A 24,374-nucleotide genomic window follows, 5' to 3' on the forward strand; every position below is an offset into this window, starting at 1 on the left:
TCAGGTTGATCAGTTTGATTACTTCGGTAGGTATTCCTTCGCGATGATGTTTTTCATGATCTGGGCTGTGCCATCGCCAATCTGAAGACCAAGAACATCTCTCAGGCGCTGGGCAAACGGCAGGTCCTCACCCCAACCGGTGTGACCGTGGGCCAGCAGGCACTGTTTAACCACATCAAAGGCCAATTTCGGCCCCCACCATTTATTCATGGCGGCTTCGGCGTTATGGGGCAGGTTGTTGTCCTTGAGCCATAGTGCGTGGTAGCACTGCATGCGGGCCGCATGAACATAGGTCTGGTATTCCGCCAGCGGATGGGTCAGGCCCTGGAACGCGGACAGGTTCTGGCCGAAGGCGGTTCGCTCGGTCAGCCACTGCCAGGTTTCATCCAGGGATTGTTGCGCGACGGCCAGGCACTGCAGGCCGATCAGGGCACGGCTGTAATCAAAACCCTGCATGACCTGTTTGAAGCCTTTACCCTCGTCGCCCATCATGTTGACGGCGGGCACTTCCACGTTATCGAAGAAAATCGAGCCGCGACCGATGGCGCGCTGGCCGTTGTCCTCGAACCGGGTGGTGGTGATGCCCGGGCTGTCCATGGGCACCAGGAACGCACTGATGCCGGAGGCGCGCTGCTCTACCGTGCCGGTGCGGGCGAACACCACCGCCACGTCGGCCTGGTCGGCCATGGAGATGGAGGTTTTCTCGCCGTTGAGCACGTACACGTCGCCCTTCTTCTCCGCCTTCAGGCGCAAGTTGGCAGCGTCGGAACCGCCGTGGGGTTCAGTCAGGGCAATGCACGCCACCTTCTGGCCGGAGGTCATGCCGTGCAGCCACTCCTTCGCCAGGTCCGGCGCGGCGTGGCTGGCAATGATCTGTCCGTTCAGGGAAGTCAGCAGGGGGATGTAGCCAACGTTGAAATCTCCTTTGGAGATTTCCTCGATGATCAGGCCACTGGTAACACAGTCCATGCCGCTGCCGCCGAACTCTTCCGGCAGTTCGCCACCAAGCAGCCCCATCTCGCCGAGCTGGCGGATGACATCCTTTTCGATGACGCCTTCCTGATCCCGCTTGCGATAGCCCGGAGCCAGCACCTCGGCGCTGAAGCGGGCCACAACGTCGCGAATCGCGTTCTGTTCTTCATTGAATCCGAAATTCATGGTGTTCTCCGGGAGTGTCTATGCCCCGGTGACGGGTGGCCACCGGGTCGGTCTGCTTACTTGTAGAATTTCCGGAAGTCCGGCTTGCGCTTTTCCTTGAAGGCTTTCACGCCTTCTTTGGACTCTTCGGTGTCGTAATACAGGCTCAATGCCTGCATCCCAAGGGCACCGATGCCGGCAATGTTGTCGCTGTCGGCATTGAACGAGCGCTTGGCGATGGTGAGAGCGGTGGGGCTCTTCTCAAGGATTTCCTCACACCACTTCTGCACTTCCTCATCCAGCTGCTCCGGTGGCACCACGGCGTTGACCAGGCCCCAATCCAGTGCCTGCTGTGCACTGTACTTGCGGCACAGGTACCAGATTTCCCGGGCGCGCTTCTCACCCACGACCCGCGCCAGGTAGGCGGTACCGAAGCCGGGATCGACGGAGCCGACCTTGGGGCCGACCTGGCCGAAAATGGCCGTTTCCGAGGCGATGCTCAGGTCACAGATCACGTGCAGCACGTGGCCACCGCCGATGGCGAAGCCGTTGACCCGGGCAATCACCGGCTTGGGTACTTCCCGGATGGTGCGTTGCAGCTCTTCCACGGGCAGGCCAATTAGACCGCGGCCGTCGTACTGGCCTTCGTGGGCGCCCTGGTCGCCGCCGGTGCAGAAGGCTTTTTCACCAGCCCCGGTGAACACGATGACGCCGATGTCCTTGTTCCAGCCGGCGCGGTTGAAGGCGTCTAGAAGCTCCATGCAGGTCTGGCCACGGAAGGCGTTGTAGCGCTCCGGACGGTTGATGGTGATGGTGGCAATGCCGTCGGTTTCGTCGTACAGGATATCTTCGTAATTCATGATCTGTTCTCCGTGTTCGTGAAAATGGGCGCTTAGCCGGCCATGGTCAGGCCGCCGGACACGCTGATCACCTGGCCGGTGATGAAGTTGGCGTCGTCACTGGCCAGCAGGGCGATGATGCCGGGGTAGTCTTCCGGTTGGGCCAGGCGCTTCATGGGCACCGCGTTGCGGAAGGCTTCCAGTAGCTTCTCGGGATTTGGGGCGGTTTCCGCCACGCCCTTGAGCAGCGCGGTGTCGGTGGGGCCGGGGCAGACCACGTTCAGGCACACGTTCTTGGTGGCCAGTTCCCGGGCCACGGTTTTGCTGAAGCCCACCAGGCCGGCCTTGCAGGCGGCGTAGACGGATTCACCGGAGGAGCCGACCCGGGCGGCGTCAGAGGCCACGTTGATGACCTTGCCACCACCGGCAGCGATCATTTTCGGCAGCACCACGTGGTGCATGTTGAGGGCGCCGGTGAGGTTCACTGCAATCAGCTGGTCCCAGAGCTTGGGCTCGGTTTTCAGGAACGGCATGAAGCGGTCGAAACCGGCGTTGTTGACCAGCACCGTGGGCACGCCCAGATCGCTTTCGATAGCCGCCACCGTCTCGGTAATAGCCGCATAATTGGTGATATCGGCGGCGTAGGCGCGGGCCTTGCCACCGGCTTCGGTGATCAGGTCCACCGTGGCCTGGGCTGTGGCTTCGTCACGGTCCAGAACCGCAACCAGGCTGCCTTCTTCGGCGAAGCGCAGGGATACGGCGCGGCCGATGCCGCCACCACCACCGGTAACAATGACTGTTTTTCCGTTAAGACCTTTCATCGGTTGTTCTCCTGTTGCTCAGAGTAATGGGTCGGGTCAGGCGCGTTTGGCCGGCTCCAGGCGCACTTCTTTCGCCTGTTCCCGCAGTTTGAATTTCTGGATCTTGCCGGATGCGGTGCGAGGCATGGCCTCGATCACTTCCAGGTACTCGGGCAGGTAGTTTTTGGACAGTTGCTGCTCGGTCAGATAGGTCTTGACCTGGTCCAGGGTAAGGTCGGTGGCGTTCTCGTCGAGGGTGACGTAGGCGCACAGGCGCTCACCCAGGCGCTCGTCCGGGCAACCCACCAGGGCTACATCGACAATGCCGGGGAACTTGTAGAGCAGGTTCTCCACCTCCACGACCGGAATGTTCTCGCCGCCGCGGATGACCACATCCTTGGTGCGGCCGGTGATGCGGATGTAGCCGTCCTTGTCTATGCGTGCAAGGTCCCCGGTATTGAACCAACCGGCTTCGTCCACGCCATAGAGTTCGGGGCGCTTGAGGTAGCCGACAAACAGGCTGGAGCCCCGAACCAGCAGGCTGCCTTCCTCACCGGCAGGCAGTTCGTTGCCCTGGAAGTCGGTGACTTTCACGTCCATGTAGGGCAGGGCCTTGCCGTCGGACTGGCTGGCCCGCTCGGCGGGATCTTCCGGGCAGGTCATGGTGACCGCGCCGTTCTCGGTCATGCCCCAGGCCGAGACAATCTTTGCCTTCAGAACCTTGCCGGCCTGTTCCACCACGGCACTGGGGATGGGGGCGCCGGCTGAGACAAAGATCCGCAGGGAATCCAGTTCGCCCTCGTGCTTGGGTGCGGTTTTCACCAGATCCGCCAGGAACGGTGTGGCGGCCATGGTGAAGGCCGGCTTCTCGGCGGCAATCACCTTGCAGACGTAGTCTGCGTCCCAGATGTCCTGGAGGATGGCGGTGGTGCCCAGGTAAATGGGCATCATGATGCCGTACATGAAGCCGGTCTGGTGGGCCACCGGGGAGGCCATTAACACCTTGTCGTCCGAGCTCAGGTGCAGGCGGTCGGCGTAAGGACGCACATTGGAAAACAGGGTGTTGGAGGAGTGCATGACCCCCTTGGGTTCGCCGGTGGTACCGGAGGTGTAAAGGATCTGGATGGCGTCGTCGGCGGTGAGTTGGCGCTCGGCAAACAGGGCCTTGGTGTCTTGCTTTTCTTCCCAGGGGGTCTCCGTGAGACGTTGTTCAAAGCTACGCTCGCCCTCTCCCCCGATGACCAGCAGGGTTTCGAGATCCGGCAGCTCCCCCCGAATACCGTCAATCATGGCCTCGTAGTCAAAGCCACGAAAGACCTTTGGTATTACCAGCAGTTTGGCCTCGCCATGCTTGAGCATGAAGCGCAGTTCCCGCTCCCGGAAAATAGGCATGAGCGGATTCAGAATCGCGCCGATGCGCATGCAGGCCAGATGCAGGGCGGTGGTCTGCCACCAGTTCGGTAGCTGGCAGGCCACCACGTCGCCTTTACCGATGCCCATGCCGGCCAGGCCGGCCGCCATGCGGGTGACTTTGTTATTGAGTTGCCGATAAGTGAGGGCGGTGCGGGTGTCGCTGGTGACCTGGTAGCCGACGATGGCTTCCCGGTCTGGAGTGCTGGCGACTGCCTGATCCAGGTAGTCGGTAATGAGTTTGTCGTTCCAGGCGCCGCTTTCCAGCATGGCGTCACGGCGTTCCGGATTGAGAGTGATGCCTGTATCCATCTGATTCACCTGTTGTGTCCGGTTTGTTTTTGTTGGGTGGCCAGCCCGCATAAGCAGGTCGTTGCCTTGTCAGTTTCAACATACGCCTTCTCAAAATATTATGTCAACATGTTGCCTTAAAAAATATTCGGGTGTAGCCTCTGAAAATCGGACAAATAAGCTTCCATAGCTTTTATAAAGAAGTAATAAGAAAAAATCTGTTAGTGGAGGTGGTTATGGAGTACAGCAACATATTGCTTGAAAAGCACGACGCTGTGGCCCTGGTCAGACTCAACCGACCAGAGGTCTACAACGCGTTGAACAACGCGCTGATGAACGAACTGACTTCCGCTCTGGAAGTCCTGGAAGCGGATGAGGCCATCCGCGCCGTTGTCATTACCGGCAACGAGAAAGCCTTTGCCGCCGGCGCGGATATTGCCGAAGTCCATGCCCTGGACTTTTCCCGGGCCTACCGTGAGCGCTTCATCTCCGCCAATTGGGAAACCGTGACCCGATGCCGAAAGCCGGTGATTGCCGCGGTGGCCGGCCTGGCACTCGGCGGTGGCTGTGAACTGGCGATGATGTGTGACCTGCTGATAGCCGCCGATAACGCCCGCTTCGGCCAGCCGGAAGTGAAGATTGGCACCCTGCCCGGAGCCGGTGGTACCCAGCGGCTGGCCCGGGCCATTGGCAAGGCCAAGACTATGGACCTGTGCCTGACCGGTCGAATGATGGATGCGCAGGAAGCTGAGCGCAGTGGTCTGGTCAGCCGGGTCGTGCCAACTGACGATCTGCTTGATACGGCCATGGCGGTAGCAGGGGAAATCGCCGGCTATTCGCAGATGGCCACCATGATCAACAAGGATGCGGTTAATCAGGCGTTCGAGACCCCTTTGAGAGCGGGCGTTGAATACGAACGCCGGCTGCTGTGGTCCAGTTTTTCCAGCGAGGATCGAAGCGAGGGTATGACTGCTTTTCTCGAGAAACGTCAGCCCCAGTGGAAGCACCGTTAACCTTTACAAGCTCAGGAGCGATTATGGATATTCATTTCACCCCCGAAGAGCTGGCTTTCCGCAGTGAGGTGCGGGCGTTTCTGGGACAGAATCTGCCGGCCGACCTTGCAGAGAATGTCCGTCTGGGCCGTCGACTTGCCAAAGAGGATCATCAGCGCTGGCAGAAGATTCTTAACCAGAAGGGTTGGTATGCCGTCAACTGGCCGGTCGAGCATGGCGGTACCGACTGGTCCGTGGTGCAGAAGCACATTTTTGACGAGGAGTGCGCCGCCGCTGGAGCGCCCAGATTGGTGGCGTTCGGCGTCAACATGGTGGCACCGGTAATCATCAAGTTCGGCACCCAGACCCAGAAGGATTACTACCTGCCGCGGATTCTGCGCAGCGAGGACTGGTGGTGCCAGGGCTATTCCGAGCCCGGCGCCGGCTCCGACCTGGCCAGCCTGAAAACCCGCGCCGAGCGGGATGGCGATCATTACCTAGTCAACGGTCAAAAGACCTGGACCACCCTGGGCCAACATGCCAACCGGATCTTCTGCCTGGTTCGCACCGATCCTTCCGCCAAGAAGCAGGAGGGCATCTCCTTCCTGCTGATCGACATGGATACGCCAGGCATTACTGTGCGCCCGATCATCACCCTCGATGGTGAACACGAGGTCAACGAGGTGTTCTTCGACAACGTTCGGGTGCCGGTGGAAAACCTGGTTGGTGAGGAGAACAAGGGCTGGACCTGTGCCAAGTATCTGCTCACCCACGAGCGTACTGGCCAGGCCGGTATCGGCCAGTCAAAAGCGGCGCTGTCACACCTCAAGCAGATTGCCAGTGCCGAGACGGTGGCCGGCCAATCACTGATTGACGATCCCCTGTTCCGCGCCCGGATTGCCGAGTTGGAAATGCGCCTGCTGGCGGTGGGGATGAGCACCCTTCGCATTCTGGCCGCCACCCGCGATGGTGGGGTGCCAGGGGCGGAGAGCTCGTTGCTGAAGATTCAGGGCTCGGAGATCCGTCAGGCGATCACCGATCTGATGCGCAAGGCGCTCGGGCCGAACGCGCTGCCGTTCCTGGAGCCGGAGCTGGAACCCGACTTCCATGGCGAGCCGTTGTATCAGGATTACGGCGCGTCGCCGGCCAGCCAGTACTTCAATCTGCGCAAGCTGTCTATCTACGGCGGGTCCAACGAAATTCAGAAGAACATCATCGCCAAGCTGGTTCTGGAGCTGTAGGAGGGGACTATGAATTTTGAACTGAACGAAGAGCAACAGATGCTGGCTGATACGGTCGAGCGTCTGGTCCGCAACACCTACAGTTTTGAGCAGCGGGAGGCATTCTACCAGAGCCCCCGGGGTTACAGCCCGGAGTTCTGGCGCCAGTTGTCAGAGCTGGGCATTACCTCGGTGCCAATCGCTGCCGAGTACGAAGGCTTCGGCGGCACAGGCGTGGAAAACATGCTGGTGATGAAGGAGCTCGGCCGGGGCCTGTGTCTTGAGCCGTACCTGCATTCCCAGATCTATGCTGCCGGCCTGTTTGAGCAACTGGGTTCCGCCGAACAGCGGCAGTCGATTCTGCCAGCGGTGGCGGCAGGCGAGCGTCTGTTGACGGTGGCCGACGAGGAAGCAGGTAGCCATTACCATCCGGAGGCGATTGAATGCCAGGCGGTGCCCTGTGAACGGGGCTGGCGTCTGAGCGGCCGCAAACGGGTAGTGATCGGCGGCGAGCTTGCCCACACCATCCTGGTCACTGCCCGGATGAGTGATGGTGAAGGTGTAAGCCTGTTTCTGCTGGACCCGGCGGCTGAGGGTGTTTCGCGCACCAGCTACCCCTGCATAGACGGCCCAAGGGCCTGTGATCTTGCACTGGCGGATGTCTACGTCGAGGCGGACAGCCTGCTCGGACCGGCGGGTAAGGCCGCGCCGGCGCTGGCCTATCAGCGTGGCCGTGCGGTTGCCGCGCAGTGCGCCGAGGCGGTAGGCAGTATGGAGGAGGCCTTCCGGCTGACTCTGGACTACCTGAAAACGCGCCAGCAGTTCGGCTCACCGATTGGCCGCTTCCAGGCGCTTCAGCACCGGATGGCGGAAATGCGCGGCGAACTCGAGCTGGCGCGCTCCATGACCATTCTTGCAGCCTGTGTGGCAGACGACCCGGATTCGGAAAGTCGCAGCCGACGGCTTGCTGCTGCCAAGTTCACCGTGGCCCGGGCGTCGCAGCTGATTGCCGAGCAGTCTGTCCAGTTGCACGGCGGTATTGGTATGACCTGGGAATATTCACTGGCCCACCACGCCAAGCGCCTGGTGATGCTGACTCATCAGTTCGGGGATGACGACTTCCACCTCGGACAGTATTCGGCCCTGCTGGAGATACCCCGGCAGGCTTCACAGCAGGTGGCCTGACCACCCGCCATCAAGACAAGATCAACAATCGGAGACAACCGACATGGCCAACCAAGCAAGTTTCAATTGGGAAGACCCGCTGTTGCTGGACCAGCAACTGACCGAAGACGAGCGTATGGTGCGCGAGAGTGCTCGCCAGTTTGCCGAAAGTAAGCTCCGGCCCCGGGTGCTGGAAGCCTTCCGCAACGAACAGACCGACCCGGAGATCTTCCGGGAGATGGGCGAGACAGGCCTGCTGGGATGTACCATTCCCGAGCAATACGGCGGTAGCGGCCTGAATTACGTGTGTTATGGCCTGATCGCTCGCGAGGTGGAGCGGGTGGATTCCGGTTACCGGTCCATGATGAGTGTGCAGTCATCTCTGGTGATGGTGCCCATCTACGAATTCGGTAATGAGGAAACCCGCCAGAAGTATCTGCCCAAACTCGCTTCCGGAGAATGGATCGGGTGTTTCGGGTTGACCGAACCAGACCATGGCTCCGATCCCGGCAACATGGCGGCCCGCGCCCGCAAGGTGGACGGCGGTTACCGTCTGACCGGCAGCAAGATGTGGATCACTAACAGCCCGATCGCTGACGTGTTCGTGGTCTGGGCCAAGGACGACGACGGCGCAATTCGCGGCTTTGTGCTTGAGAAAGGCTGGGAGGGCCTGAGTGCCCCGGCTATTCACGGCAAGGTAGGGCTGCGGGCCTCGATCACCGGTGAAATCGTGATGGACGGCGTGTTTGTGCCGGAAGAAAATGCCTTCCCGGACGTGCGGGGGCTGAAGGGGCCGTTCACCTGTCTGAACTCCGCCCGCTACGGTATTTCCTGGGGTTCCCTCGGAGCTGCCGAAGACTGCTGGCACACCGCTCGTCAGTATGTGCTGGACCGCAAGCAGTTCGGCCGGCCCCTGGCCGCCAACCAGCTGATCCAGAAAAAGCTGGCAGATATGCAGACCGACATCACCCTGGCCCTGCAAGGCTGCCTGCGTCTTGGTCGGATGAAGGATGAGGGCACGGCTGCCGTCGAGATCACTTCCATCATGAAGCGCAATTCCTGCGGCAAGGCCCTGGATGTTGCCCGCCTGGCCAGGGATATGCTCGGGGGGAACGGAATCAGTGATGAATTCGGGGTGGCGCGACATCTGGTGAATCTGGAAGTGGTGAATACCTATGAAGGCACTCACGATGTGCACGCTCTGATTCTGGGTCGAGCCCAGACCGGTATTCAGGCGTTCTTTTGATCATTCCCATCCAGGATTGCCGGTATTGCAGGGTCTGGTCTTTGGGCAGTCCTGCACTGAAATGAGCGTTGGCCTGCTTTTTTGCACCAGGTCAGGGCGAACCCGGGATGCGACTACATCCTGACCTGGCGTGATTGTGCAAAGTGCACAGGTCAGGTGTCATCCACTCTCTCAAATCATGGCCGTGAGGACCACATGGCACAGACGTTGCCATCTTTCTCTCGTGTTTTCATCAAAGAGAGACAAGGCAATGACCTCACAAGTGACTCCTCAGGAACAGGACTACCCGCTCAGCCCGGTGCCCATGGATCAGCGTCGCAGTATCTGGTCCATGGGCCTGGTTCTGCTTGGCTTCACCTTTTTCACCGCCACCATGTGGGCGGGCGGCAGTATCGGTGTTGCATTCGATTTTTCAACGATGCTGCTGGTGCTGGCAGCCGGTAACCTTCTTCTGGGTACCTACGCCGCCATTCTTGGCTACATCGCTGCAAAATCGGGGCTGAATACGGCCCTGATGTCCCGTTTTACCTTCGGTGAGCTGGGTAGCAAACTCTCCGACTTCATCCTGGGCTTTACCCAGATCGGCTGGTACGCCTGGGGCACGGCGACCATGGCCATTCTCCTGGTCAAGCTGACGGGCTTGCCCGAGAGCTGGACCACGCCGCTGATGGTGGTGTTCGGTTTCGGCTTCTGTATCACCGCGTTCATTGGCTACAAGGGGCTGGAAATGCTGTCCCGCTTTGCGGTGCCGGCGATGATTATTTTGGTAGCGGTGAGTATGACAATCGCCACCTCGGACGCCGGTGGATTTTCGGGATTACTCGCCATTACCCCCTCAGACGAAATGACCGTAGCTGCGGCCATTACCATGGTGTTCGGCACTTTCGTCAGTGGAGGCACCCAGGCTACCAACTGGACCCGTTTTGCCAAATCCGGAAAAACGGCGGTCATTGCGACCCTACTGGCGTTCTTCCTCGGTAATGGACTGATGACGCTGATTGGCGCCTTTGGTGCTCTGGTTTACCAGCAGGCGGATATCGTCGATATCATGGTGGCGCAGGGGCTGGCGACCCTGGGTATTCTCATGCTCTTCCTGAATCTTTGGACAACGCAGGATAATACCGTATACAACTTCGCCGTGGCCGGCTGCAATATGATTCGAACCCGCCGGCGCAAGCTGGTGACAGTGGGCGGTGCCGCCATCGGCACAGTGCTGGCTGTTCTGGGTATGTATGAGTGGCTTATCCCGTTCCTGGTGTTGCTTGGAACCTTCATTCCGCCCATTGGCGGCGTCATCATGGCCAGCTATTTCATTGGCTATAAGCGCGAGTACCCGTCACTCGAAACGGCGACCTTGCCCGCGTTCAATATTCCCGGGCTGGCGGCCTATGCCATAGGCTCGGCAGCGGCCTATACCTCGCCATGGATCGCGCCGATTGTTGGCGTACTGGTTGCCGCGGCCAGTTATGGTGTAGTGCTTGTGGTCAGTGAGGCCGTTCGTGATCGCCGGGCCCAGGTTCTGGGAGCGGTGTAAATGGCCCTGACGTGCCGTGACATTCCGGAGCTCCCTGGCCTTGGGGCCATCCATCTGCGGGGTGGGAGTTCCGGCGCAGACAACACGGTGCGCTGGCCTTATCTGGCGGAGAACCGGTCTTTCACCAACTGGGTCAGGGGTGGCGAGCTGGTATTTGTCACCGGTATCAGCCGCCACCGCAGCCCGGCCAATCTGGCCGAGTGCCTCTATGAAGGTCGGGACTGCGGTATATCGGGGCTGGTTGTGCTGACCGGCGATGCCTACATCGGGCAGCTACCGGCCATGTTAAGTCGTCTGGCGGATGAGCTGGCCATGCCGTTGTTTGAGCAGCCTTACTCGCTGCCAATGGTGGATGTGACCGAAACCATCGCCCGGGCGATTGTCGCATCGGAGCGGTCGCAAGAGCCCCGGGAAGGCGGGCTGGCGGAGGCGCTGATAGCCGGTATCGGCAGTCATCAGCTCGAAGGACTTATCCGGCAGTACCTGCCTGAGGTGGAAGCCGGGTTGCTGGACAGTAGTCGAGATCTCCTGGAGGTATGGCTTCAGGAGCGTGGAAACCAGTGCGCCATGGCTGAAGCCCTTGGCTGCCATAGAAATACCATCCGGAACCGGATGAATCGGTTGGTCGCGGAGATGCCTCCGGAGTCTGAACCGAATGAATATTTCAAAACCCTGGTGCTGGCCCATCTGTTGTCGCGGCCATGATTCAAGCCAGCGGAAAATCTGTGTGGAGATGTTATGAGTGAAAATCTGAACGCTATTACCAATGCTCGGTTGCAGGGCCGTGAGGGGTTATTCCGGCTGACCATCACCGATGGAAAATTCAGCAGTGTCACGGCGCAGGATGCGACTGAAAGCGTTGCCGAGAACCAGCTGGACGCCGGCGGAAATCTGGTCGCTCCTCCTTTCGTGGAGCCGCACATCCACCTGGATGCGGCCATGACCGCCGGCGAGCCACGCTGGAACCAGAGTGGTACCTTGTTTGAAGGTATCGAGTGTTGGTCTGAGCGCAAAGCCAGCCTGACTCACGACGACGTGATCGGTCGGGCCGAACAGACGTTGAAGCTGTTTGCCGATAACGGCATTCAGCACGTCCGCACCCACGTGGACGTGACGGACCCCAAGCTGACAGGGCTGAAGGCCATGCTGGAAGTGCGTGAGCGTATGGCTGACACAGTAGACCTGCAGATTGTCGCTTTTCCCCAGGAAGGTCTCTGGTCATTTCCCCAGGGCAAGGAGCTGATGGAAGAGGCGGTTCGTCTGGGGGCCGATGTGGTCGGTGGCATTCCCCATTTCGAATTCACTCGAGATTACGGCGTTGAATCGGTTCAATGGCTGGTGGCGTTGGCCCACAAAAACGACCTTCTCGTAGACGTGCATTGCGACGAGATCGACGATCCCGAATCCCGATTCCTGGAAGTGCTCGCTGCCGAGGCGCTCAAGCTGGATTATGGCTCACGGGTCACCGCCAGCCATACCTGTGCCATGGGCTCGTACAACGACCATTACTGCAGCCGGCTGTTCCGCCTGTTGAAGAAATCCGGCCTGCGCTTCCTGTCGATGCCCACCGAAAGCCTGCACCTGCAGGGCCGCTTCGATGGTTATCCGAAACGTCGTGGCCTGACCCGGGTTCCGGAACTGCTGGATGCGGGACTGAAGGTGGCCTTCGGCCAGGATTCCATCCGCGATCCCTGGTATCCACTGGGCAACGGCAACATGCTCCGTACCCTGGACGTAGGCCTGCACGCCTGCCACATGCTGGGCATGGGTTGGATTGATCGGTCGCTGGAGCTGATCACCGACAACGGTGCTGCAGCATTGGATCTGGACGAATACGGCATCGAGGAGGGACTTCCGGCTCGCTGTGTTGTTCTGCAGGGGCAGTCGCCCTACGAGGTGCTGTTGGGCCAGTTGCCGGTTGCCGCGTCTATTCGTGATGGCCGTGTTCTGATAAACCGGCAGGGTTGATGCCCGTTGAAGTAGAAGCTACAGATTCCCCGGTTTGCTAACCGGGGAATCTGCTCAACTACTCTGGTGTTCAGCGTAGCGACTTCAGGGCCGTTGCCCATTTCGCCATTTCGTCCAGCATGGCATTGGCAGAGCCGGTGTGATGCTCGGCAGGGAGGAAGTTGCGCTGGTCATCCAGTTTCTCCCACGGCATCTGCACCATTACTCCTTCCACCATCGGCATCATTTTCAGCGTAGTAACCAGCTGCTTGGCAACCTGGGCTGAACGGAGTCCACCGGAAACACCGCCGTAGCTGACAAACCCGCAAGGCTTATAGTTCCACTCGTTGTATACGTAGTTCAACGCGTTCGTGAACGATGGCGGCGGGCAAAAATTGTACTCGGGAATGACGAAGACGTAGGCATCTGCCTTATTTACGCTCGCTGACCAGGCTTTGGTGTGCTCATGCTCATATTTCTGCATGCGAGGATGGTTGGCCTCGTCGTAAACCGGAAGCTTGAACTCAGCTAGATCGACCAGTTCGCTGGAAAACGTTCCCTGGTCATTGACCAGAGAATTGAACCAGTGGGCAATGGAAGGGCCGATTCGGCCGGGGCGCGTGCTGCAGATGATGGTTTGTAGTTTCATGGGGTGTCCTTAGATAGCGGCCACAAGCCGTCGAAGGCTGCTTAGTGAATCCGTGTAGGAATGTCTGCTTGGAAAAGCAGCATAAAGGGCGCCTCTTCAAAAAGATAACGGAGTAACCAGTAAGAATTAGTCAAAAATTCTGAGCCTATCAGCCCGCCGCCTCGCTCGACGTTAGCTTCCTATCTCTCTATAATGCCCGGTCTCGCAGGAGAGTGGGCCGTTGGCCCCGCCGAAGGCGCAAACTCCCATAAACGCTCAGGCACAGGTACTGCGAGCATCATCTAACGCCGTCTGGAGAGCGACTGCCACCGCAGTCCACCGAAGGGGCAAGCAGAGCCAGGCTCTGTAAACTCTCAGGTATCAGGGACAGGGGGAGAGGCCACAGAAACTCAGGAGTCCTGTGTGCTGACCTCTATCTATATGATTGCCATTACCGCCGAAGCCATGTCGGGAGCCCTCACCGCCGGGCGGAGGAACATGGATCTGTTTGGTGTCGCTGTAATTGCGTTTTTTACCGCCCTTGGTGGCGGAACTGTCCGGGACATTCTTCTGGGTAATTTCCCAGTCACCTGGACCCAGCACCCTCGCTATATCTACATGACCATTACCGGTGGCCTGGTCACCATCGTGATTGCGCGCTTCATGCGGCATCTGCATCAGTTGTTTCTGGTTCTGGATGCCATAGGTCTGGTGGCTTTTACGGTTATTGGCTGCAATGTCGCGCTCAAGCTGGGCTATGACACCGTGGTGGTGGTCATGGCCGGCATCACAACAGGGATCTTTGGCGGTATCATCCGGGATATCTTATGTAACCGCACCCCGCAGGTGCTGCGCCACGAACTCTACGCCAGCGTTTCACTGATGGTGGCTTTCCTGTACCTGACCTTGCTTCGCCAAGGGGTGGGCGAGAATGTCACTCTTTTGGCCGCTTTCAGTCTCGGGCTGCTTCTGCGTATGGCGGCCATTCGCTGGGGGTTGTCGTTGCCAGTATTCAGCTATTCGCAGACACGCTGGGAATGAGCGCGATGTGGGTTTGAGAAAGCCCTCGAATTGTGGGCATGGTCTAGCCTCAGACCTTTTCATCGTTTCATTTCCTCGTGAACTGAGCTAACGTAGCTTGCTAAGATTTTTCCTTTTTCAGAGTCGCTGAGTTTCAAAATGAAAACCGGTTTTTACTTCATCCATTCCGTTTTATCAGCGGCGGCATTTCTGGCTGCCGGGCCTCGCCGTATTTGCCATTCCTTTCGCTGAATTCGTCGAATCCCTCGTCGAATTCGGCGAAACCCTCTGAACACATCCCCTAACTGAACCTTGCCTTGCGGGCCTATAGGAGTCGGTATGTCCGAACGTCCAGCTATTTATGTCTTAGAACAGGATTTTGATCGTTTATCTGCGATGTTGGAGAAACAGCTACATGGCACTGAAACAGCCGAAGCGCTTGCGCTCGAGCTTGATAGAGCAACTCTGGTTGATGCCGAAAAGCTGCCTTCCGGCACCGTCACCATGAATTCTCTGGTCCATTTTAAAAATGAGAGTAACGACGCCGAGTACACGAAGAGACTCGTGTACTCGACCCCGCGAGACGGAAGCGAGGAGTGTGTATCCGTCCTGGCTCCGGCGGGTGCAGCCTTGCTGGGTCTTCGGGTAGGCGATCGTATTGATTGGCCTTTGGCTGGAAAGAACCAGCTGCGTCTGAAAATTATCCATGTGACTCACGCAAACTGAACGAGGAAGATGCATGCACCAGAAAGCCCCCCTTGACCAGCTGTATGAGCAGGTCGTCCTGAGAAATCCCGCGGAACCTGAATTTCATCAGGCCGTTCTGGAAGTTCTCGACTCGCTGGCGCCGGTGATTGCCAAGCATCCCGAGTATAAGGAAGCGAAGCTCCTTGAGCGTATTTGCGAACCAGAGCGGCAAATCATTTTCAGGGTCCCCTGGGTGGATGACTCTGGTACCGTGCAGATCAACCGGGGGTTTCGCGTTGAATTCAACTCGGCCCTTGGGCCCTACAAGGGGGGCTTGCGGTTCCATCCTTCCGTCAATCTGGGCGTGGTGAAATTTCTGGGTTTCGAGCAGATCTTCAAGAACTCTCTGAGCGGTATGCCGATCGGCGGAGGCAAGGGTGGTTCCGACTTTGATCCCAAGGGCCGATCTGACAATGAGATCATGCGGTTTTGCCAATCCTTCATGACCGAACTGTATCGGCATATTGGCGAGTACACCGACGTGCCAGCAGGCGACATCGGCGTAGGAGCCAGGGAGATTGGTTTTCTGTTCGGGCAATACAAGCGCCTCACCAACCGTTACGAATCTGGCGTGCTGACTGGTAAGGGCCTCGGATGGGGCGGTGCTCGTGTGCGCAAGGAAGCGACAGGTTACGGAACGGTTTATTTTGTCCGGGAGATGCTGGCGGCTCAAGGTTCCGATCTGGAGGGCAAGGACGTGGTAGTTTCCGGCTCCGGGAACGTCGCAATTTATGCGATGGAGAAGGTTCAGCAGTTTGGGGGCAGGGTGATCGCCTGCTCCGATTCCAGTGGCTACGTTTACGACCCGGCCGGAATCGATGTTGGGCTGGTTCGCCAGATCAAAGAGACGGAACGCGGCCGAATCAGCGATTATGCCGCCCGGCGGCAGAATGGAAGCGATTACGTGCGCGGGGCGTCCATTTGGGAACTGTCCTGTCAGGTAGCCCTGCCGTGCGCCACTCAGAACGAGGTGACCGGGGGCGACGCGAAGGCGTTGATTCGCAATGGCGTCCTGGCGGTTGCTGAAGGTGCCAATATGCCGTGCACTCCAGACGCGGTGAAGTTGTTCCGCGACGCCGGCATTTTATTTGGTCCTGCAAAAGCGGCTAATGCCGGTGGCGTGGCTACCAGCGCGCTGGAAATGCAGCAGAACGCCTCCCGGGACTCCTGGAGTTTCGATTACAGCGAACACCGCCTTAAGGACATCATGATCGAAATTCACCGCTCCTGTTTTGAAACCGCTGAAGAATACGGCCGGCCGGGAGACTACGTATTTGGCGCCAATACCACAGGCTTTTGCCGGGTTGCTGATGCGATGCTGGCGTTTGGGGTTATTTAAATAGTCTGGAGGCGCCTTCTGTTCGTGTAGCGCAGGCCTGCCCTTTGCCGAGGCGGGACTAAACGGGGTATTCATTAATTCAGAGGTAGCATGACTTCAGTATCGAGATCCGGAGTCTTTTTACTATCCGCAGCGTTCTCCGCAGTTTTTATGGGAACGATCGGTGCCATTTCGGTCTATGCGGGGGTGGGGGCCGAGACGGTTACCTTCTATAGGCTCTTCATTGGGGCCGTTTTGGTGGCGGTTTATCTGCTGGCAACCAGGCAACACAGCAAGATCTTTATGTGGCCCGGTATGAAGGTGTTGGTAACCGGTGCTTTCCTGGCGGGTTTCGTGATGTTTTACATCCTGGCAATGGATTACACCAGTATGGCGAACGCTGTTTTGGTGCTTTATCTGGCACCAGTGACGGCCTCTGTGGCGGCTCATTTCTTTCTCGGAGAGCGCCTCACCTCGGCCAGTGTTGGATTGGTCGGATTCGCGCTGCTGGGCTTCGCCATGATGATGGAATTCAACTTCAACCTGAGTGGACGGGCAGAAGAAGCCATCGGTCTGGCCTATGCTTTCTGCGCCATGCTCTGTTACTCGGCGTTTATGTTAACCAATCGTTCCATGGATGACCGTGTTCATGTGTTCAGCCGCAGTGGTTACCAGATGCTCGCTGGTGCTTTGTGCATGTTGCCGCTGGTGCTGCTGGAGAGCGAAGTCATTTCCGGCGCGCAGTGGGGGTGGTTGATTGCTGCCGGTATTCTGCCGGGTTTCCTGGCCATCCTGTTGGCCGTTATCGCTCTGAGGTCTCTGCCCGCGGCCACGTTCGGCACCCTGGCTTATCTGGAGCCCATTACCGTTGTGGCGCTTGCGTGGATACTGTTTGATCAGGGCCTGAATAGCCTCCAGCTGGCCGGCTGCGCCCTGATCATTCTGGCGGGTATTGCGCAGGCGTTGCTGCTGAACCGACGTTCAGAAGCTGAGGAGATACCGGGAGTGCTTGCGGATCTGGATTCCACGGTGTCGGGAGAGAGTTGAAGTTCCGGGAAATGGCTTGTGGGCCAGAAAATGACGCCTGCCTGCACTAGTGTGGGTTAGGGCTATGATGCATTGATGAACTCAGGAGGACGTGAACGATGAGAACCCTGCTACAGTTGGATTTTCCTTACGACGGCCCGTTTGGCGATGAGATGGCGAGTGCGATGGCCGAGCTTGCCGAGTCTATTGCCAGGGAGCCGGGGTTTCTCTGGAAGATTTGGACAGAAAATCCCGACTCCTGCGAGGCGGGCGGTATCTATCTCTTCGAAGATGAGAGCAGTGCAAGGGCCTATCTGAACAAGCATACGGCCCGGCTGAAAGAATTCGGTGTGCCGAAGGTCAACGGCAAAGTGTTCCAGGTGAACGAGGCCCTTTCCGCCATTGATCACGGTCCGGTCTGAATCATGTTGGCCCCTGCTTCACAAACCTGGCTTTCTGGAATGCGCCTTAAATGCCATGTTCCTGGTTCATTTCAGTTTTGCGAATTCCAGAACCATGGAATGGAACTTGGCTGCCGCCGGTGAAAGCGGCCTCCCGCAACGCTGCAAGACACCATAGCGGGTCCGAAGAGTCTCAATCCCGGATACAGAAACGGTTGTCACCTTTCCGCTATCAAGCAAATCGGCCACTATAGGTCTGGGTGCGATACTGATGGCCTTGCTGCCAGTAACAATGGCCGCAAGCATGGCAATATTGTCGCACTCGATTCTTCGTTTCAGCCCCCCTTGTTGCGCGCTCATGGCCTGAATATTCCGTTCCATATCTTCAGGAACACGTGTCATGGCTATTGGATAATCGAGTAAATCTCCCCATACCACCCCCGTCGCCTGAGCCAACGGGTGATCATGACGACAAAACACAACAACTTCGGGCTGCGGCAAGTGGGTTATTTCCAGATCGGGATCGCCAGACAACTCGCCGGTATCGGCCACAAAGAGCTCTATCTCATGGTCCAACAGCGCAAGGCGTAAATCCTGCCAGTTATCTGTCCGAATGTTGAGGCGGATTCCCGGATACTGATCCACAAACCGGGCACAGACCTTATCCATCAGTGCCAGCGCCGGGTAGGGGCCGGTTCCGATATTCAATTCGCCTGTCTCAAGCTCGTCGATGGCCTCGACTTCCTGTCTTAAAGATTCTGCCGCTGCCAGCAGGCCCCGGACGTGGGGTAGAGCGGCTCGCCCGTGCGCGGTCAAAACCACCCCGAAGCGCCCCCGATCGAACAGTCTGGCCCCGAGTTGGCGCTCCAGTTCCTGGATGCTGCGACTTAAAGCCGGTTGAGACAGGTGCACGACTTCCGAGGCGCGGGCAAAACTGCCGCACTCAACTAACGCCATGAAATGCCGGATGTGTCGTGTGTCCATGGCACTATATCTATGCGTTTTGCGCATATTAAGTCAAGAAACATTGCATTGGATGAACGGAACACCTCGCTTCAAACTGCAGTTACGTGGCGCACGATTCGAAACCAACAAAACCCAGGTGCCGCCAAAAAGAGGAGATTCCGCATGCTACCCCTATTCAAGAAGGCCATGCTGACAGCGTTCGGTGCCGGTTTACTGTTCCCGATGATCGCTCAGGCCGAAACCTCCAAGCCGGCAACGGACGTGACGGCACAGTTAAACCAGGCGGTACTGAATGAGCTGCCGTTTTCCGATACCCGTTCGTTTGAGGACGCTCGCCGTGGCTTCTTGGGTGCGTTGCCTGATGGCAGGGTGCTGGATAATGAAGGTCACGTGGCCTGGGACATGGCGCCCTACGCCTTCCTGCAGGCCGATGCCGCTCCGGATTCAGTCAATCCAAGCCTGTGGCGCATGGCGCAACTGAATGCGATCCATGGGCTGTTCGAAGTGGTCGAAGGCATGTACCAGGTCCGCAACATGGATCTGTCCAATATGACCATCATTGAGGGTGACAGCGGCCTGATCATCATCGACCCCCTTCTGACTCCCGCGACGGCGAGCGCCGGTCTGGAACTCTATTACCAGCATCGAAGCAGAAAGCCCGTGGTGGCAGTGCTTTACACACACAACCATGCGGATCATTTCGGGGGTGTGAAGGGTGTCGTTAATGAGGAGGATGTTCGAGCCGGGAAGGTCCGGATCTATGCTCCAGAGGGGTTTATGGAGCATGCAATTGCAGAGAATGTGATTGCCGGCAACGCCATGACCCGTCGCGCCACCTACCAGTTCGGCGCTGGTTTGACTCCGGGCGTGAGAGGTCATGTCGACACCGGGCTTGGCAAGGCACTGGGTAGCGGTGGGCTCAGCCTTATTGCTCCCACCGATACCGTGCCTGACAACGCCAACCTGACCATCGATGGTATCGAGATTGACTTCCAGATGGCGCACGGCACCGAAGCCGAATCTGAGATGATGATGTATTTCCCTCAGTTCCGTGTGCTCAACACCGCCGAGATCACAAGTCAGCACCTGCATAACATCTACACCATCCGCGGAGCCGCCATTCGCGACGCCAGTTCCTGGTCCAGGTTTATCGACAAGGTACTGGTTCGCTTCGCTGATCGCACGGACATTCTGGTGGCCCAGCATCACTGGCCGATCTGGAACCCGGAAGACATCACGCATTTTCTGGAAGTTCAAAGGGACCTGTACAAGTATATCCATGATCAGACGGTTCGTATGATGAACCGTGGCATGTTGCCAGGCGATATTGCTGAAAACCTGCAGTTACCTGAAAGCCTGAACCAGGAATGGTCAGCGCGCGGTTATTACGGAACCGTCAGCCACAATGCCCGCGGTGTATATCAGCGCTACATGGGTTGGTATGACGCCAATCCCGCCAACCTTAACCCTTTGCCACCTCGTGAAGAATCGAGACGCACCATCGACTACATGGGCGGTGAGGCAGAAGTGCTCCGAAAGGCCCGCGAAGATTTTGCGGACGGCGACTATCGCTGGGTTGCATCAGTGATGCGAGATCTCGTGTATGCCAACCCTGAAAACCGTGAAGCGCGCGAACTGGGCGCGGACGCTCTGGAGCAGCTTGGTTACCAGGCCGAGGCGGGCACCTGGCGTAGCGCCTACCTCGTTGGTGCGCACGAATTGCGCCACGGCCTAATCACGCCGAAACATGTGGGGCTGCAGCCAGACCTGATGCAGGCACTGCAAATCAGTATGTTTTTTGATTCGATGGCAGTAAGGATTGACCCGGAAAAAGCCGCCGGAGAGCATCTGGTGATCAACTGGTCTATTACCGACCAGGGTGAGGATTATCGGCTGAACCTTCAGAACGCCACGCTGACCCATCGGTCGGGGGAGCTGGACGAGCGTGCCCACGCCAGTGTGAGTATGCACCGAGCGGTACTGGATAATATCCTTCTTCAAAAAACCAGCTTCCCGGAGGCGGTGGAGTCTGGCGAGATCCAGGTCGAGGGGGCAGTGGATGCCTTCTTTGGCCTGCTGCAAATGCTGGAAAAACCACCAGCAAACTTCTCCATCATTGAACCGGTGGGGGAAAAACCGTGAACGAGAATTTTGATTACATCGTGGTCGGTGCCGGCTCTGCCGGTAGCGTACTGGCGGATCGGCTTTCAGCCGATGGCAGATACTCGGTCTGCATACTGGAGGCGGGGCCGGGTGGGGATTCGTTCACGATCCGGACGCCGGGCGCCTTTGCCGCCCACATGTTTCTCAAGAAGTACAACTGGGCATTCAACGCCAGGCCCGACCAGAAACTGCGAGATGGTGAGCCCTTGTTTACCCCCAGGGGAAAAGGGCTTGGTGGTAGTTCGTCAATAAACGGCATGCTCTACGTGCGCGGTCAGAAAGAGGACTACGACGAGTGGGAGGCACTCGGTAATGAAGGCTGGGGCTATCGGGAGATGTTGCCTTACTTCATAAAATCGGAACACCACGAGACGCTTTCCGGAACCCCTTATCACGGCAAAGGTGGCAACCTTCACATCAGTGCACCGGAAACAGCGGAGTACCCGATGTCCGAAGCTTTCGTAGATGCGGCACGGCAGGCCGGTTTTCCCTGCAACAGCGATTTTAACGGCGCCAACCAGGAAGGCGTGGGCTATTTCCACCTGAACATCAAGAATGGCCGTCGATTCGGTGCCGCCGACGCCTATTTGAAGCCGGCCATGACTCGCCAGAACCTGACTGTATTCACCGACGCACAGGCGAAAAAAGTGGTGTTCGAGGGCAAACGGTCTGTTGCGGTAGAGCTCCGCCACAAGGGCAGAGATCGGGTGTTGCGGGCAAACCGGGAAATCATTCTAAGCGGTGGAGCGATCAACTCGCCCCAGTTGCTTCAGCTTTCCGGCATCGGAGACCGCGACATCCTGGAAAACCTGGGTATTCGGGGCCTGCACGAATTACCGGGAGTGGGTAAGAATCTTCAGGAGCATGTGGACGCCTGCGTCCTGGCCCCCTCTGTCAGCCTAGTTGTCCAGTAGGCGGTTTCGTCTGAATTTAACCAATCAGGGGCGGCATGGGAGCATTCATGCCACGTTATTCCGAAGAACGAAAAGCCGCAGTGTTGAAGAAACTATTACCTCCGCAGAACCGAAGTGTCGTGTCGGTGGCGGCGGAGGAAGGCATATCGGATGTGACTCTGTATAGTTGGTTAAAACAGTGTCGACAACAAGGAATGCCCGTGCCAGGTAATCGCAATACCGGGGAAGACTGGTCCCCCGAAGCCAAGCTGGCCGTTGTAGTGGAAACGGCCTCGATGTCTGAAGCCGAACTTAGCGCCTATTGCCGCGAGAAAGGCTTGTATCCAGAACAGGTACAGCGCTGGAAAGAAGCCTGCCTCCAGGGTGCTGGCATGCAGGAAGACCGGGATAAAGCGGCTCAGAAGCAGAAACGAGAGTCCCGGAAAACCATCAAAAAACTGAAGGCGGAAGTGCGCCGCAAAGACAAGGCTCTGGCTGAGACCACCTCATTGCTGGTGCTGTCAAAAAAGCTCGAAGCCTTGTACGGCGAAGATCCGGACAGCAGCGAGGACGACTGACGCCGCTGGACGAACGTGCAAGGCTCCTGGAGCTGTTTGATGAAGCCGTTGCCGGTGGTGCAGCCCGATATAAGGTCGCAGAGCTGGTGGATATCAGCGAGCGCACATTGAAGCGCTGGCGCAGTCCCGGCGGTCGGGTGGCTGAAGATCGCCGTCCTGATGCGGAGCGGGTTGAACAGCCCCATAAACTCACCCAGGCCGAGGAGTTGGCCATTCTGAGTGCTTGCAATCAACCTCAGTACCGGAGTTCGCCACCGTCACAGATCGTGCCGTCACTGGCTGACAAAGGGGTCTATCTGGCCTCTGAGTCGTCGTTTTATCGGGTACTGAAAAAGCACCAGCAACAGAATTATAGGGGGCGCATGAAGCCGCCTCGCAAGGTACCGGAGCCAACGAGCTTCACCGCGACAGGCCCGAATCAGGTGTGGAGTTGGGACATCAGTTACTGTCCGTCCGCGGTGCGTGGCCAACATTGGTATCTGTACCTGATCATGGACATCTACAGCCGCAAGATCGTTGCCTGGGAAGTCCATGAAGCGGAATCCGGTGATCTGGCCCGAAGGCTGGTTGAACGTGCCCTGTTGCGGGAAGGGTGTTGGCTTGACCCACCGGTCCTGCACTCTGATAACGGCGCACCAATGACGTCCTATACACTCAAGGCTCGCCTGGCAGATCTGGGCATGTTGATGTCCCACAGCAGGCCGAGAGTCAGCAACGATAATCCATACTCGGAGTCGTTGTTCCGGACGGTCAAATACTGCCCCGAGTGGCCGTCAAAGGGCTTTCAGTCGCTCACGGCCGTGCGTGACTGGATGCTCGCGTTCGAGGATGCCTATAACGAACAGCACCTGCACAGCGGTATCCGGTTCGTGACACCGGCGGATCGCCACCGTGGCACTGATTACGAACGCCTGGCACACCGGAAAATGGTTTATGAAAGAGCAAAGCGCCGGAATCCACGGCGCTGGTCTGGCCCCACCCGAAACTGGGAAGTGACCGGACCGGTATCGCTTAACCCTGGCAAGTTGCAGGAAATTGAGCGCAATAAACTGGCCGCTTAAACGTGGTCATTTGGACAACTGGGTTGAAAATCGCCGCTGGTCTCAAGCAGGAAGAACAGTGGCTTCACTGCCTCGTTCGGTGGCCTGCTGAAAATGCTCCCGGATACCATCCGATACTTCCTCAGTAAACGGGGCAAGCTCGCTAAATCCATCACCGAGGCTGGCGGTTTTATCAAATCCAGTGACAGCGTTAATCGCCCGGATGTTCAGCTCCACATGCTGCCGCTGCTGTTTGATGATAGCGGTCGGGACCTGAAACTCATGTCCAACCCCGGTTATTCAGTGCATGTCTGTGTGCTGCGGCCGAAGAGCTCAGGCAACGTAACCATAACGTCGGCCGATCCGTTTGCGGCGCCGGAAATCGACTACAACTTCTTTGCCGATCCCGATGACTGCAAAGCCATGGTCGATGGTATCCGCCAGGCCCGCCGGATTCTCGCGGCGAAGGCCTTTGACGATTATCGGGGTGAGGAACTCCACCCGGGTGCAGATCGCCAGTCCGATGAGCAGATCATCGAAAAGGTGAAGGAAAAGGTGGGCCTGGTATACCACCCGGTGGGCACCTGCAAAATGGGAACTGACAGGATGGCGGTCGTGGACCCACAACTCAGGGTGCACGGACTCGAAGGCCTCCGTGTGGTGGACGCGTCCATCATGCCACGGCTGATTAGCGGCAATACCAACGCGCCTACGATTGCCATTGCCGAAAAGGCTGCTGACATGATTCTCGAAAAGGCGGAGGGCTGCGATATCTGATTGTCAGCTTATAAACAAAAGCGAACATTCGAGTCAGAGCTTTCCTCCAGAGCCTCCAGTCATTCAGTAATCCTCTTCAAGCAGGCCAACAAGGTCCTGCCGAATGGATTGAGCGCTTAAATCTTCCGGCCGGATAAGCAGGCGAGGATTACCATCACGATCAAACACATAGACTGCACCGCTGTGAGTAACGGCATAGTCACCTTCTGCGTCCGGTTCTTCATGCCCGAACGTCTA

21 protein-coding genes, 1 pseudogene and 2 riboswitches are annotated in these 24,374 nt (G+C 58.0%); of the genes and pseudogenes, 16 read left to right on the top strand and 6 right to left on the bottom strand.

Features of this window, described 5'->3' with window-relative positions; all coding sequences use genetic code 11:
• Positions 1-18 precede the first annotated feature (18 nt).
• The 4 genes from aliB to KYE_RS20565 are packed head-to-tail and all read right to left on the bottom strand — an operon-like array spanning position 19 to position 4,498.
• A complete protein-coding gene (aliB, locus tag KYE_RS20550) occupies positions 19-1,158 on the bottom strand; it encodes a cyclohexanecarboxyl-CoA dehydrogenase (RefSeq protein WP_008177324.1) in 1,140 nt (379 codons plus the stop codon).
• A 56-nt stretch (positions 1,159-1,214) separates the two neighbouring features.
• A complete protein-coding gene (locus tag KYE_RS20555) occupies positions 1,215-1,997 on the bottom strand; it encodes an enoyl-CoA hydratase-related protein (RefSeq protein ID WP_008177325.1) in 783 nt (260 codons plus the stop codon).
• 32 nt (positions 1,998-2,029) lie between these two features.
• On the bottom strand, positions 2,030-2,797 hold the full coding sequence (locus KYE_RS20560) for an SDR family NAD(P)-dependent oxidoreductase (RefSeq protein WP_008177327.1): 768 nt from the start codon (positions 2,795-2,797) through the stop codon (positions 2,030-2,032).
• Between the two features lie 36 nt (positions 2,798-2,833).
• Positions 2,834-4,498 (bottom strand): AMP-binding protein, encoded by a 1,665-nt coding sequence (locus KYE_RS20565; protein WP_008177330.1) that lies wholly within the window; start codon positions 4,496-4,498, stop codon positions 2,834-2,836.
• A 215-nt stretch (positions 4,499-4,713) separates the two neighbouring features.
• On the opposite strand from KYE_RS20565, the gene KYE_RS20570 reads away from it, so the two are divergent.
• The 7 genes from KYE_RS20570 (at position 4,714) to codA (ending at position 12,601) form a co-directional block, all read left to right on the top strand.
• The gene (locus KYE_RS20570) at positions 4,714-5,490 is read left to right on the top strand and encodes an enoyl-CoA hydratase (protein WP_008177331.1); all 777 of its coding nucleotides are present in this window, start codon (positions 4,714-4,716) and stop codon (positions 5,488-5,490) included.
• A 23-nt stretch (positions 5,491-5,513) separates the two neighbouring features.
• Positions 5,514-6,710: an acyl-CoA dehydrogenase family protein gene (locus KYE_RS20575; RefSeq protein WP_008177332.1), complete on the top strand. Its 1,197-nt coding sequence runs from the start codon at positions 5,514-5,516 to the stop codon at positions 6,708-6,710.
• Between the two features lie 9 nt (positions 6,711-6,719).
• Positions 6,720-7,874, top strand: coding sequence for an acyl-CoA dehydrogenase family protein (locus KYE_RS20580; RefSeq protein WP_008177333.1), 1,155 nt, complete (start codon positions 6,720-6,722; stop codon positions 7,872-7,874).
• A 43-nt stretch (positions 7,875-7,917) separates the two neighbouring features.
• Positions 7,918-9,099, top strand: a complete 1,182-nt coding sequence (locus KYE_RS20585; protein WP_008177334.1) for an acyl-CoA dehydrogenase — start codon at positions 7,918-7,920, stop codon at positions 9,097-9,099.
• A gap of 250 nt (positions 9,100-9,349) precedes the next feature.
• Entirely contained in the window at positions 9,350-10,633 is a 1,284-nt protein-coding gene (gene codB / locus KYE_RS20590; RefSeq protein WP_008177335.1) for a cytosine permease, read from the top strand.
• A complete protein-coding gene (locus KYE_RS20595) occupies positions 10,634-11,338 on the top strand; it encodes a PucR family transcriptional regulator (RefSeq protein ID WP_008177347.1) in 705 nt (234 codons plus the stop codon). It begins immediately after the preceding gene.
• A 33-nt stretch (positions 11,339-11,371) separates the two neighbouring features.
• Positions 11,372-12,601, top strand: coding sequence for a cytosine deaminase (codA, locus tag KYE_RS20600; RefSeq protein ID WP_008177348.1), 1,230 nt, complete (start codon positions 11,372-11,374; stop codon positions 12,599-12,601).
• Between the two features lie 70 nt (positions 12,602-12,671).
• Here codA and KYE_RS20605 read toward each other — a convergent pair whose 3' ends face one another.
• The gene (locus tag KYE_RS20605) at positions 12,672-13,229 is read right to left on the bottom strand and encodes an NADPH-dependent FMN reductase (RefSeq protein WP_008177349.1); all 558 of its coding nucleotides are present in this window, start codon (positions 13,227-13,229) and stop codon (positions 12,672-12,674) included.
• Positions 13,230-13,424: 195 nt separating this feature from the next.
• A riboswitch (glycine riboswitch) is annotated at positions 13,425-13,510 on the top strand.
• Positions 13,511-13,609, top strand: a riboswitch (glycine riboswitch). It begins immediately after the preceding riboswitch.
• 40 nt (positions 13,610-13,649) lie between these two features.
• Between KYE_RS20605 and KYE_RS20610 the strand changes: the two genes are divergently transcribed.
• The 5 genes from KYE_RS20610 to KYE_RS20630 all read left to right on the top strand — a co-directional run bounded on the left by KYE_RS20610 (position 13,650) and on the right by KYE_RS20630 (position 17,741).
• Positions 13,650-14,249: a trimeric intracellular cation channel family protein gene (locus KYE_RS20610; protein ID WP_227497903.1), complete on the top strand. Its 600-nt coding sequence runs from the start codon at positions 13,650-13,652 to the stop codon at positions 14,247-14,249.
• Positions 14,250-14,567: 318 nt separating this feature from the next.
• Positions 14,568-14,954: a nucleoside diphosphate kinase regulator gene (gene rnk, locus KYE_RS20615; protein ID WP_008177352.1), complete on the top strand. Its 387-nt coding sequence runs from the start codon at positions 14,568-14,570 to the stop codon at positions 14,952-14,954.
• A 13-nt stretch (positions 14,955-14,967) separates the two neighbouring features.
• Complete coding sequence (gene gdhA / locus KYE_RS20620; RefSeq protein WP_008177353.1) at positions 14,968-16,314, top strand: NADP-specific glutamate dehydrogenase; 1,347 nt, start codon at positions 14,968-14,970, stop codon at positions 16,312-16,314.
• 90 nt (positions 16,315-16,404) lie between these two features.
• Entirely contained in the window at positions 16,405-17,340 is a 936-nt protein-coding gene (locus KYE_RS20625) for an EamA family transporter (RefSeq protein WP_050898359.1), read from the top strand.
• 98 nt (positions 17,341-17,438) lie between these two features.
• Positions 17,439-17,741, top strand: a complete 303-nt coding sequence (locus KYE_RS20630; RefSeq protein WP_008177357.1) for a monooxygenase — start codon at positions 17,439-17,441, stop codon at positions 17,739-17,741.
• A gap of 66 nt (positions 17,742-17,807) precedes the next feature.
• Here KYE_RS20630 and KYE_RS20635 read toward each other — a convergent pair whose 3' ends face one another.
• Complete coding sequence (locus KYE_RS20635) at positions 17,808-18,704, bottom strand: LysR family transcriptional regulator (RefSeq protein ID WP_008177359.1); 897 nt, start codon at positions 18,702-18,704, stop codon at positions 17,808-17,810.
• A 144-nt stretch (positions 18,705-18,848) separates the two neighbouring features.
• Here KYE_RS20635 and KYE_RS20640 point away from each other — a divergent pair, with 144 nt between their 5' ends.
• From KYE_RS20640 to KYE_RS20660, 4 genes and pseudogenes are all read left to right on the top strand, one after another.
• Complete coding sequence (locus KYE_RS20640) at positions 18,849-20,828, top strand: alkyl/aryl-sulfatase (RefSeq protein WP_008177360.1); 1,980 nt, start codon at positions 18,849-18,851, stop codon at positions 20,826-20,828.
• A complete protein-coding gene (locus KYE_RS20645; RefSeq protein WP_008177363.1) occupies positions 20,825-21,763 on the top strand; it encodes a GMC family oxidoreductase in 939 nt (312 codons plus the stop codon). The genes KYE_RS20640 and KYE_RS20645 overlap by 4 nt, the downstream gene beginning before the upstream one ends.
• Positions 21,764-21,810: 47 nt before the next feature.
• Positions 21,811-23,381 (top strand): annotated as a pseudogene (locus tag KYE_RS20655) (IS3 family transposase).
• Positions 23,382-23,474: 93 nt separating this feature from the next.
• Positions 23,475-24,137, top strand: a complete 663-nt coding sequence (locus KYE_RS20660; RefSeq protein WP_008177369.1) for a GMC family oxidoreductase — start codon at positions 23,475-23,477, stop codon at positions 24,135-24,137.
• Positions 24,138-24,374 lie beyond the last annotated feature (237 nt).

Origin of the sequence: Marinobacter manganoxydans MnI7-9, assembly GCF_000235625.1 — a bacterium.
GTDB classification, from domain to species: domain Bacteria; phylum Pseudomonadota; class Gammaproteobacteria; order Pseudomonadales; family Oleiphilaceae; genus Marinobacter; species Marinobacter manganoxydans.